Source organism: Nocardia sp. NBC_00508 (genome assembly GCF_036346875.1).
In the GTDB taxonomy this organism is placed as follows: domain Bacteria; phylum Actinomycetota; class Actinomycetes; order Mycobacteriales; family Mycobacteriaceae; genus Nocardia.
Map to the genome: position 1 here is coordinate 3,606,337 of NZ_CP107852.1, position 11,432 is coordinate 3,617,768.

The 11,432-nt window shown below is 70.1% G+C and carries 11 protein-coding genes; 3 read left to right on the top strand and 8 right to left on the bottom strand.

Features of this window, described 5'->3' with window-relative positions; translation table 11 throughout:
• Positions 1–3 precede the first annotated feature (3 nt).
• The gene (locus OHA40_RS15900; protein WP_330233807.1) at positions 4–834 is read left to right on the top strand and encodes an RDD family protein; all 831 of its coding nucleotides are present in this window, start codon (positions 4–6) and stop codon (positions 832–834) included.
• Between the two features lie 190 nt (positions 835–1,024).
• Here OHA40_RS15900 and add read toward each other — a convergent pair whose 3' ends face one another.
• From add to OHA40_RS15930, 6 genes are all read right to left on the bottom strand, one after another.
• Positions 1,025–2,044, bottom strand: coding sequence for an adenosine deaminase (add, locus tag OHA40_RS15905; RefSeq protein WP_330233808.1), 1,020 nt, complete (start codon positions 2,042–2,044; stop codon positions 1,025–1,027).
• 68 nt (positions 2,045–2,112) lie between these two features.
• Positions 2,113–3,408: a DUF58 domain-containing protein gene (locus OHA40_RS15910; RefSeq protein ID WP_330233809.1), complete on the bottom strand. Its 1,296-nt coding sequence runs from the start codon at positions 3,406–3,408 to the stop codon at positions 2,113–2,115.
• Positions 3,409–3,411: 3 nt separating this feature from the next.
• Entirely contained in the window at positions 3,412–4,389 is a 978-nt protein-coding gene (locus tag OHA40_RS15915) for an AAA family ATPase (protein ID WP_330233810.1), read from the bottom strand.
• Between the two features lie 67 nt (positions 4,390–4,456).
• Positions 4,457–5,476: a DUF4129 domain-containing protein gene (locus OHA40_RS15920; RefSeq protein WP_330233811.1), complete on the bottom strand. Its 1,020-nt coding sequence runs from the start codon at positions 5,474–5,476 to the stop codon at positions 4,457–4,459.
• Positions 5,473–6,345: a hypothetical protein gene (locus OHA40_RS15925; protein ID WP_330233812.1), complete on the bottom strand. Its 873-nt coding sequence runs from the start codon at positions 6,343–6,345 to the stop codon at positions 5,473–5,475. The genes OHA40_RS15920 and OHA40_RS15925 overlap by 4 nt, the downstream gene beginning before the upstream one ends.
• 16 nt (positions 6,346–6,361) lie before the next feature.
• Positions 6,362–6,901: a TetR/AcrR family transcriptional regulator gene (locus tag OHA40_RS15930; protein WP_330233813.1), complete on the bottom strand. Its 540-nt coding sequence runs from the start codon at positions 6,899–6,901 to the stop codon at positions 6,362–6,364.
• A gap of 86 nt (positions 6,902–6,987) precedes the next feature.
• Here OHA40_RS15930 and OHA40_RS15935 point away from each other — a divergent pair, with 86 nt between their 5' ends.
• Positions 6,988–8,514, top strand: a complete 1,527-nt coding sequence (locus OHA40_RS15935; RefSeq protein WP_330233814.1) for an MFS transporter — start codon at positions 6,988–6,990, stop codon at positions 8,512–8,514.
• 60 nt (positions 8,515–8,574) lie between these two features.
• On the opposite strand, the gene OHA40_RS15940 is transcribed toward OHA40_RS15935, so the two are convergent.
• Positions 8,575–8,700 carry a hypothetical protein gene (locus tag OHA40_RS15940; RefSeq protein ID WP_330233815.1) on the bottom strand — a complete coding sequence of 42 codons (126 nt, stop codon included), beginning with the start codon at positions 8,698–8,700 and terminating at the stop codon, positions 8,575–8,577.
• Between the two features lie 205 nt (positions 8,701–8,905).
• Complete coding sequence (locus OHA40_RS15945; RefSeq protein ID WP_330233816.1) at positions 8,906–10,618, bottom strand: DUF4407 domain-containing protein; 1,713 nt, start codon at positions 10,616–10,618, stop codon at positions 8,906–8,908.
• A gap of 216 nt (positions 10,619–10,834) precedes the next feature.
• On the opposite strand from OHA40_RS15945, the gene OHA40_RS15950 reads away from it, so the two are divergent.
• The gene (locus OHA40_RS15950; RefSeq protein ID WP_330233817.1) at positions 10,835–11,410 is read left to right on the top strand and encodes a chorismate mutase; all 576 of its coding nucleotides are present in this window, start codon (positions 10,835–10,837) and stop codon (positions 11,408–11,410) included.
• The last annotated feature ends 22 nt before the right edge of the window (positions 11,411–11,432 follow it).

Here is an 11,432-nt window from a genome sequence, read left to right on the forward strand (position 1 = left end):
GACATGGCTGAGTTCACAACCGGCGAAGCGGTGGCCCTGGAGCTGCCGATCGCCCGGATCCCCACCAGGGCCACCGCGTTCCTGATCGACGTGCTGGTGCAGTGCGTGCTCGGGTTCGTCCTGTTCGCGATCGTCACGGTGCTGCTGCCCGCGGGTCTGGATTCGGCTTGGCTGGACGCGGTGGTGCTGGTCACCATCGTGGCTGTCCTGGTCGGCTACCCGGTCACCTGTGAGACCGTCTGGCGCGGGCGGACATTGGGCAAGCTGATGCTCGGACTGCGGGTCGTACGCCAGGACGGCGGACCCATCGACTTCCGGCATGCGCTCACTCGCGGATTGGCGGGGGCCATCGTCGACTTCTGGATGCTCGGCGGCTTCGGCGCCATCGCGGTGCTCACCTCGATGTGCTCGCCACACGCGCGGCGGGTCGGTGACGTGCTCGCGGGCACCGTGGTCGTGCACGCGCAACGGCCGCTGCCGCTGCCCGCGCTGGCGATCGCCCCGCCATGGCTGATCGGCTGGAGCGCACAGCTGGAGTTGTCCGGGCTGCCGGAGGCCCTGGCGCTGGCGGTACGTCAGTATCTGACCCGGTTCCGCACACTCACCCCGGCAGCGCAGCACCACCTGGGCACCGTGCTCGTAGCCGAGGTGTGCGGGCGACTCCGCGTCGCGCCGCCCGCCGGCTATCCGCCATTGCAGATTCTCGGCGCGGTGATCGCCGAACGGCAGCGCCGGGTGCTACCGCAGCCGATGTTCCCGGTGTTTCCGCCGCCGATGGTGGCGCGTGCCCGTCAGGCGGCTGCCTCGCCTCCGCTCGGCCCGGCGCAGGGCTGATACGGACTCCGTCCAGCTGTGTCCGCTATGCGGCTGCCTCGCCTCCGCTCGGCCCGGCGGGTGCTTCGATCGCCTGCCTCGACTGCGCTGAGCTGGGCGCGAGGCTGTAGGAGGGCTTCGTCTACACCGGGGTGTCGGTCTTCGCTCGCCCGGCCATGAGCTTCGGGCAGACGACTTCCAGCGGCGCCCCTCAGACGTTGGCCGCGACGTAGTCGTCGATCTCGCGCAGAAACCGGTCCTGGCGTGCGGGCGTGATCCAGGAGGCTCGGAACGAGTTCCTGGCCAGTTCGGCCAGCTGCTCGACGCCGAGGCCCGCCTGCTCGGCGAGCGCGACGTAGTTGTCGGCGGCGTACGCCCCGAAATACGCGGGATCGTCGCTGTTGACGGTCACCGTCAACCCGCGGCCGAGCAGGCCGACGATCTCGTCGGATTTCATCTGCGCGGTGACGAAGGAGTTCGACACCGGGCAGCACGTGAGCGCGATGCCCTTGGTCTTGGCCAGCTCGACCAGACGGTCGTCCTCGACGATGTTCGTGCCGTGGTCGAGGCGATCGACTTCGATGTCCTCCAGCGCTTGGCGGATGTGCTCGATCGAGTCCTGCTGGTCGATGTCGCAGTGCATGGTCAGCAGGAAACCTTCCGCGCGGGCGCGCTGGAAGACGGGGGCGAACTTGCTCGGCGGATTACCGTGCTCGTCGGAGTCCAACCCGACCCCGATGATCCAGTTCTTGTAGGGCAGCGCTTCGAGGAGCGTCGCCATCGCATACTCCGCGGAATGGTCGCGCAGGAAGCACAGAATCAGTTCGGCCGAGATACCCAGCTCCCGCCGTGCCCGCGCGATCGCCGATCGGTATCCACTCATCACGGTGGGGAAAGGGACGCCGCGTGCGGTGTGCGCCTGCGGATCGAAGAACATTTCGACGTGGCGGACGCCTTGGGCATGCGCCCTGGCCAGATAGTCGAAGGCCAAGTCGTGGAAGTCCTGCGGCCGCTGTAGCACTCGCATGGCCGGGTAGTAGACCCGCAGGAACGAGGTGAGGTCGTGGAACCGGTAGGTCTGCTTGACCTCGTCGACGGACTTCTCCGGCAGCTCGATGCCGTTGCGCTGGGCGAGACGAAACTTCAGTTCCGGCTCGAGCGTCCCTTCCAGATGCAGGTGCAGCTCGGCCTTGGGCAGTCCGCGGACGAAGGCGGCGAGAACTGAGGACATGGGCCCATGATCCTCCTTCGCGCTCGCACCGGGACCCCGTTTGCCCACGCCGTCGCCGTGCGGAGAGGCTAGAGGGCGCCGGACTGCTTGAGTTCCAAGTATTCGTCCGCCAGCGCCTCGGGCAGCCGTTCCGGGGGAGCGGCGACGACCGCGACCCCCGTGCGGCGCAGGGATTCCTGGACCAAGGCGCGTTCGGCGAGCACGGATTCGGCGGCAGCCGCGGCGTAGAGGTCGGCCAGGCTGTCGCGGCGGCCTGCGGCCGCGGCGACGTCGGGGTCGGTGACCGAGACGATGAGCACCCGGTGGCGCTGCGCGAGGACCGGCAGCACTGGCAGCAGGTTCTCCTCGACGGCTGCCCCGTCGAGGCTGGTGAACCAGACGACCAGGCTACGTCTGCGGGTGCGCTGCACGGCTGCGCGCACCAAGCCGGAGCTGTCGGTGTCGACCAGGGCCGGTGTGATGCCTGCCATCGCGTGCATCAGCGTCAGCTGCAACCCTTTTCCGCCCACACCGCGGACTTCGGCGCGGGGTTTCCGGTCGAAGGCGAGCAGGTCCACCGAGTCGCCCGCGGCGGCCGCCAGACCGCCGAGCAGCAGAGCCGCCTCGATACTCGCGTCCAGGCGAGTGCCATCGCCGACCCGGCCCGCGCTGATCCGCCCGGTGTCCAGCAGCATCAGCATGTGCCGGTTGCGTTCCGGGCGCCAGGTGCGGACCAGGACGTCGGTCGCGCGGGCGGTGGCGCGCCAGTCGATGGCGCGCACGTCGTCGCCGGCGACGTACTCGCGGAAGAAATCGAATTCGGTGCCCTGTCCACGGAGGTTGGCCACATTCCGGCCTTCGAGATGTTGCAGCCGTTTGACTTTCGACCGCAGCAGCCGTTCGGCGCGGAATGCGGGCAGCGCGCGCACCCGGGCGGGCACGCTGTGCCTGGACTGTCTGCCCGCCAACCCGAGCGGGCCGAGCAGCCGCACCGTGACCGGTCCCGCGACCCGATCGCCGCGGTGGGTCGGTGTGAGCGTGGTGTGAAACCGGACCTTGGTCCCGGGCGCGAGATCCAGCCGGTGTGTGCGTTTTTCGGGCCGTGCGCTGGCGGGCCAGTCATCCCACACCGTGCCGCGCAGCACCCGCGTCCCGGTGTTCACCGCGGCGAGCTCCACCTCGGTCGAGCGCCCGAGCCGCACCACGGTCAGCGCTTGCCGGGACAGCGCCAGATCCCGCACCCGGCCGACCGCGGCGAGATCGATGAGCAGCGCCGCGGTCAGCGCGCAGGTCAGCACGACCACCCCCAGCGGAGATGGCACCACCAGGGTGACGAACAGGGCCGCCACTCCTGCCGCGGCGGCCAATCGACCGGTGACGACCATGCGCTACACCGGAACCGGAACCGACAGCAGCAGCGACGACATCACACCCTCGGTGGTCACCCCGTCCAGCTCGGCCTCCGGGCGCAGGTGCAGGCGGTGCCGCAGCACGGCGACCGCGACGGCCTTCACGTCGTCCGGCGTGACGAAACCGCGCCCGTTGAGCCAGGCGAACGCACGGGAAGCCGCCATCAGCGCGGTCGCACCTCGGGTGGAGGCACCGTGCTGCACGGCGGGGGAAGTGCGCGTCGCCCGGCACACGTCGACGGTGTAGGCGAGCACCTCCGGACTGATAGTCATCTTCGTGATCGCAGCGCGGGCGGCGGCGATGTGCGCGGGGCCCGCCACGGGACGCAGCCCCGCGGCGGTCAGATCGCGCGGATCGAACCCGGCGGCGTGGCGTTGCAGGACGCGGAATTCGTCGTCGCGGCCGGGCAGGTGGATGTCCACCTTGAACAGGAACCGGTCCAGCTGCGCTTCCGGCAGCGGGTAGGTGCCCTCCTGCTCGATCGGGTTCTGCGTGGCGACAACGACGAACGGATCGGGCAGCGGCTGCGGCTTCCCGTCCACCGAGACCTGCCGCTCCTCCATCGATTCCAGCAGCGCCGACTGGGTTTTCGGCGGAGTACGGTTGATCTCGTCGGCGAGCAGCAGGTTGGTGAACACCGGGCCGTGCCGGAAGGTGAACTCCGCCGAGTGCGGGTCGTAGATCTGCGAACCGGTGACGTCGCCGGGCATCAGGTCCGGGGTGAACTGCACCCGCGCGTGGTCCAGATCCAGCGCCGTGGCCAATGCCCGCACCAGCAGCGTCTTCGCCACGCCTGGCACGCCTTCGAGCAGCACATGGCCGCGGCACAGCAGCGCGAGCACCAAGTACATGACCGCGTTGTCGTTGCCGACCACCGCCTTGCCGATCTCGGCGCGCAGCGTGTGGAACGCGGCGAGCGCTTCCTCGGCGGTAAGGGTGGTATCGATGCTGGTCATTCGATCTCCTGTGTCTTGCGGGGAATCCCGCACACCGTCGGCTCGATAAGGGCTGCGCGATTGTGTCTCATCCGATCTCCGCTTCGATCCATTCGAGCTGGGCGGCCACCATTCGCAGCGTCCCCGGGTCGGGCACCGAACCGAACAGGGCGGCGGCGATCTGGGCCGGGTCGGCTCCGAGCCGCGCGGCGACGACGGCGACGATCCGGTCCGGCGGGGTGTCCGCGGTGACGCCCAGCGGTGTGCGAATGCGGCGCAACGTCGCCGCTCGCAGCTTTCCGGCCACGTGGTCGTGGTCTTTCGAGCGCTGATACAGAGCGGCCTGACCGGCGAGCAATTCGTTCGCCGCGACTTCCACCGGGCGCGGCTCGCGCACCACAGCGCCCCGCCGCCGCGCCCGCCACCACACCACCAACGCGGCGGCGAGGAGAAACTGCACTCCGCCGTAGAAGACCGGTGCGGGCAGCCGATCCCAGATCGGGTCATCGCCGGCGCCGAAGCGCGGCTCGAAAGAGTCGTCCGGCGGAGGGACGTCCGGTAGATCCGGTGGTGGTTTCGGCGGCGGGGCCGTCGGCGCACCGCAGGATTGCAGCGCGCTGTAGACCAGCAGCAGTACTGCGGCCATAGCGGCGAGTGCAGCCCAGAATCTGGGGTCGCGCAAAAGTTTCGGCAGCGGAGGAAGTCGGCGCCTGGTGCGCGGCACCTGCTCCTTCGCCTCGGTCTCAGTAGGTTCCGGTGCGGGCGGCGGCGCGCCGGCGGAGAACCGGTCGGCGTATTCGAGCCTGCGGTATTCGTCTTCGGTGGCGCGACGTCCGCCGTAAACCACCTCGTCGAAACTGTGTGCGGCGGGCTGTAGTTCGGTGGCGACCTCCAGCGACGGCGTGGTCGTCACGTCGTCGGCGGTCTCCCGTGCGGTGCGCGAGCGCCGGACTTCCAGCACGCCATGCTGTTCCAGGCCACGCAGCACGGCACGGAAGCGTTCCCGCAGCGCGCTGTCGAAATCCCGGCGCTGCGCGGCCGATTCGGCGGCGGCCCGATGGTCGGCCGCGGCGCCGAGTCGAGGGGTGCCGGGGGCGGGGCCGTTCATCGCGCCTCCCGAATGGGGATTCGGATGTCCAATCCCTCCCTGCGGCAACGGCGGTCGAGGTAGCACACCACCCGTGACGACGCCTCTACCAACTCGCTGAAGGCCGTCACCAGCAGCACGGCGGCGGTGGTCAGGACGATCACCGGCCACCGATGGGTGCCGGAGAAATCCGTGATGAACAGCGGGATGCCAAGTAGTGGAATCGCCAGCAGTCCGCCCAGGGCGCGCTGGGCCATCCACAATCCGGTCGTCTGCCATTCCGCGCCCTCGGCGAGCAGTTTCGCACGTGCGACGCCATCGCGATGCGAGGTCCGTTCGACGAACAGCACCGGGAGCGCGACCCAGCGGCGCGCCCGCAGCCAGCCGAGCCAGATCAATGCCAGCGGAAGCGTCACGATCAACAGGCTGCCCACCGCGATCACGCCCACGCCCACCAGGGTGAACAACAGTTGGAAGACCAGCAGCGGACCGAAGACCGCACCACACCGGCCCAGCGCGGTGCGCCAGCCGATCGGGGCCCCGCCGACCGTCGCGAGTCCGAGCGCCACCGTCGTCCCGCGTAACACGAACCGCAGCAACCACGCACCGGCCGCGGTGGACAGGATCGCCGCCCAAGCGGTGCCGGCGTCGGAGCCGTCGGTCAGTCCCGAGACGCCCGCGGTCACCGCGACGATCACCGCCTCTGCGGCGAGCAAGCCCGCCAGGCTCACTCCCGCCAGGGCGCGGATATTCGCCTGGATCAGCGCGAACGGCAGATCGAGCAGTTCGCGGAAACTCAGCGGTCGGATCGGCACCGTCGTTCCAGGAAACCCCGGCACCGGATCTGTTCCCGCCCCGACGGCGCCGGCCGGTTCGGCGGCTGGCAGCACGGGCCGAGTCTAACCGTCAGCGCTGCAGGAGGCGCTGCACCACCTGCCGGTAACGAATCGGGTCGATGGGCGGAAGACCGAGCAGGGCGCGCAGATACACTCCGTCGCCGGCCAGCCGGATGATGTCCGCCTGCACCGGGTCGGCGACCTCCTCGTCCAACCCGTCCGACCAGGAGTTCATCATCTCCACCAGCGCCTGCTGGACCTCGTCCGGTTCCGGGGTGGCGTCGATGGTCCGCATGGTCGCGAGCATGGACCGATAGACCGCTAGTTCGACTGCGTCGGCGGCGTTGTCGGGGTTCGGTGTCTGCAGGTACCACTCGGCCACCGTGCCGCCTTTCGCGACCGCGGCGTCCAACTGCGTGGCCGCGCGTTCGGCAAGCCTGCGGACCAGCCCGGCGAGGAGTGCGTCCTTGCTCTTGAAGTGATAGAGCAGGCCGCCCTTGGAGACGCCCGCGGTCGCCGCGACGTTCTCCAGCGTCACGTGCGACATGCCTTTTTCCAGCAGCAGGGTTTCGAGCGCGTCCAGGATGCGGTCGCGGGTGTCAGCCGTCACGAGAGCTGACTATACCGTCTGGACGGTAGTGTTCTGTACTATACCGTCTGGACGGTAAGAAACGACGATGGAAGTCGAGAAAGACCATGACCACCCAGACCACCGGCCGTGCACCCACCCGGCCCCGCGCGAGCGCGCGCGACTGGGCGGGGTTGTCCGTGCTCGCGCTCGCCCTGCTGCTGCTCGCCGTGGACGCGACGGTGCTCGATCTGGCCGTGCCCGCGATCAGCGCCGATCTCGCACCCACTACGCCGCAACTGCTGTGGATCATCGACGTCTATTCGTTCGTCCTGGCTGGACTGCTCGTCGTCATGGGCAACCTCGGCGACCGGATCGGGCGGCGCAAGTTGCTGCTGATCGGCGCGGCCGGATTCGGCGTCGCCTCGGTGCTGGCCGCCTGGGCGATGACGCCGGAAATGCTGATCGCGGCGCGCGTGCTGCAGGGTGTCGCGGGAGCGACGCTGATGCCCGCGACCCTGGGCCTGATCCGGTCGATGTTCCTCGATCCGCGACAGCGGACCGTCGCCATCGCGGTGTGGAGCGCGATGGCGGGCGGCGGCGCTGCGGCGGGACCGCTGCTCGGCGGCTGGCTGCTCGAGCACTACTGGTGGGGGTCGGTGTTCCTGGTGAACCTCCCGGTCATGCTGGTGCTGCTGGGTCTGGGGCCGGTGCTGGTCCCGGAGTCGCGCGATCCGCGACCCGGCCGCTTCGACCTGCCCAGCGCGGCGCTGTCGATGCTCGCGCTGGTGCCGCTGGTATATGCGGTGAAGGAGTTCGCGGCACATGGACCCAGCCTCGGCCTGGCCGCGATCGGTGCGCTCGGTGTGTTCGCGGGCGTGTGGTTCGTGCGCAGGCAGCGAGGGCTGGCGCAACCGATGCTGGACCTGGCGCTGTTCGCGGTGCCCAAGTTCCGCACGGCGGTGGTGACCAACCTGCTCGCGGTGTTCGCGCTGGCGGGTGTGCTGTTCTTCGGCTCGCAGTACCTTCAGCTGGTGCTCGGGCGCTCGCCGATGCAGGCGGGGTTGTTGCTCCTGCCCGGACTGCTGGCCAGCATGATCGCCTCGCTCGCCGCGGCATGGCTGGTGCGGCGTATACGGCCGGGCGCGGTGCTCGGCGGCGCGCTCACCACGGCGGCGCTCGGTGCCGCGCTGTTCGGTTGGCTCGGTCCGGACGCGTCGGTCAGTACGACGCCGTTCGTCCTCGGCTTCCTCTTCGTGGGCGCGGGCGTGGGGGTAGCGCTGACCGTTTCGTCGGATCTGGTGGTCAGCTCGGCGCCGGTGGAGCGAGCGGGCGCGGCCGCCGCCGTATCGGAGACCGCGTACGAGACCGGTATCGCGCTGGGCGTCGCGGTGCTAGGCAGCGTGGTGATGGCGATCTTTCGCAACGGACTCGACCTGACCGACGTGCCGGGCGATCAGACCGGCGCCGCCACCGAATCCCTTGGCTCCGCCACGGCTTTCGCCCGTGAGCTGCCGGAGGCCGCGGGGAACGCGTTCCTCGTCTCGGTGCACGAGGCGTTCGTCTCGGGCATCCATTTCGCGGCCATCGGCACCATGTCGATCCTGCTGCTCGCCGCCGCGGTGGCGTTCCGCTTGCGCAGCGCCCGCGGGTAACGGCTGCTGCACACCCGCTCGCCGCGTGCGGTGCGCGAATGCCGCGACAGCGCGCTGGGATTATTCGGGCAGGTCGGCCAGGAGGCTGCGGCGGGCCGGGCCGACGTGTTCCTGAGCGACTCGGGCCAACGTCTCGGGATCGCTGCTACGCAGCAGCGTCGCCAGTTCGCGGTGCTCGTCCACCACCCGTGCGCTGTAGCACTGGTCGCCGAGGGCGATGCGGCGCAGCTGGAACAGCGCCTCCTACTTGCGGACCTGATACTCCGGCATGTCGTTCTCGCCGCGCTGGTAGCACGCAGCGAGGGGCCGGGATGGCGGTCGCCGATTCGACTGGTCCCGGTGCCAGGCGAGCAGGTCGGTGGGGACTACCGACTGCCGATGAGACTGCGGGTCACCGGCCGGGTGGGAGTTCGCGGCGGTTGGCGTGGGGGAGTTCGCCGTGGTGGTGGCTGGGGAGTTCTTCCCGGTTCGTGCCGGTGGGCAGGCCGTAGCCTGCGGCGCCGGTCGGGGGAAGGGAGTAGCGCGGCGCGTGCGGACCGGAATAGTCGGCGTCCACGATGGTGGACGCGATGTGCTGCGCGTGCGCGACCTCGGGGGAGCCGGGCTGGAGCTGGTAGCCGACCGGAACGCCCACGGTCTGCGGGTGCGAGGTCTGGCCGTCGATGGTGACCTTCCGGGTGCGGCGCAGGGTGAAGGTGATCTCTTCGACCTCCTCGAACGCCTGGCGCGCGGTGCGCAGCGGGTGCGTCGCGGTGTCGATCGCATTGGCGACGAATGACGGGACCAGCGGCCGGATGAAGCGGGCGGCGGTGTCGGTGAACGGCACCGTACCGATCAGCGGCAGCTCGAGGCCACCGCTCTGGGGTGCGGGGGGAGTGGCCGCGACGACGGGAGCGGGCGAGTTCGCGGTCACGGGTGCGGGTAGGTTCGGCGTCACCTCATGGGGCACAGTGCTGTCCTTTCGATCGTCCGCCGCGGCGGGAAGTTCGGGCCGGCGCGGCGGTTCGGTGATACCGATCTCGATGCCGCCGATGGCCGCGATGATGCGGGTGCGCTGCCGTTCCCGGTCGATGGCCGTGTCCGCCTCGACGGCGAGGCGGGCGGCGGTGAGTTGCTGTTCGGCGCGCAGAGTTTCCGCTTCGGCACGCACTTCGGCCTGCTTGACCGCAATAGCCGTGTCGGCTTCGCGCTCGGCGCGGTCGTGTACGCTGCGCGCCGCGTTGTGCCGGTCGAACGAGGTCTCCCCACGCCACCAGCGCAGCACCAGTGGCAGCAGGGCGAGCACGACGAACGCCACGATGGTGAGAATGCGCAGCGGCAACGCCTCACGCACCGTGTAGTCGTTCATCGCCTGCCAGCGCGCGCCGAGCCCGCGATCGGCGCTGTCGAACGAGGCCGACCGTGCGGCGGAAAGGGCATCCTGGTCGTCGGCGATTCGCCGGTCGGCCGCGTCCACCCGGCCGTGTGCCGTGGCGAGCTGCCCGCGGGCGTCGTCGAGCATGTCGTTGGCCGTCTGTGCCTCCGGCCCGCGGCCGGGTACGCCGGTGATCCTGGTCTGCGGGCATTCGGGGGTCGGGTTGTACTCGCAGCGGGCGATCACCAACGCACGGTCGATATCCAGCTGCGCCTTGGCGATCGGCTGGTCGAGCGCGGCGCGGTCGGCCTTGGCCCGGTCCAGTTCGCCCTGCGCCGCGACGACCTGCGGAGCCGATTCGGCCGAACGCTGGGCGTCGGCGTCCAGCATCCGATCGACCGACGCGCCGAAAAGCGCGACCGCGGCGAGTTCGGCGATCAATCCGCCGACCAGCACGGCGACCGCGATGCGCGCGATCAGCCCGAGCCGATCCGGCCCTCCGCTCGGCCGCGCCGTCGCCACCGCTCGCGCGAGCGCGGCGGTCAGCGCCGCGATCACGAGCGCTGCCGTTATGGTCGCCCACAGCGGCCATGCGGTCGAGGCCGCGGCCAGCGCGGCGACCGCGCCGGAAATCGTCGCGAACAGCAGCACGGCGGCGCCCGTGACGGCATAGCCGGCGCGCTCGTGGCGATCGGTGATTTCGCTGGTCCGGCCCCCGCCGAGCCAGGTGAACAAGCCGGTGACGGTCATGGGAAGGCACATCCTCTACGTCCCAGGCGCTTTCGCGGGCGCGACGAAACTGTCACGGATTCGTTGTGACAGCGTGACAGGCCTTCGGCAGAGTCAGCGACCAGGGACGGCCGGATGTGTCCAGGCTCACATATCATCGAGCTCCCGTGCGGAACGCGGTGCATGAATACGCTTACTCTGGCGCGGTGATTCGTTGCGATCCCGGGAGGTCACAGCATGCGCAGAGTCGTGTTTGCGATCCTTGCGGCGGCGCTGCTCATGTGGCCGGCTAGCGCGGGCGCTTCCCCGGCCGACGGATCGCTGGACCGGCTGGTCGCGCTGGTCGTCGAGCGGCTGGATACCGCCGACGCGGTGGCCGCGGCGAAGTGGGCGGCGGCCGGCGAGCGCGGCATCGAGCCGGCCATCGACGATCCCGTCCGGGAGGCCGAGGTCTACGACGCGATGGCCCGGCTCGGCAATGGCCGTGAGCTGCCGGAGAACTGGGTACGACAGGTGTTCGTCGGCCAGATCGAGGCGAACAAGACGGTGCAGCGCGGCCTGATCCTGCGATGGCGCTTCGACCCTGCCGCGGCGCCGACCGCCCCCGCCGCCCTCGCATTCGTGCGCCCGGTCATCGACCGGGTGAACGTCGAAATCCTCGACCAGCTGGCCGCCCACCGGGCCGAGATGATCGCCCCGGACTGCACGGAACGGTTGGCGCGCAGCGTCTTCGGCGTGCTCGTCACCGGCCGGCTCGACGCCCTGCACCAGGCCGCGCTGGTGCGAGCCGCGGTCGCGCTCTGCCCGGCCTGAACGGCTGTCCAGCTGGTGTGTC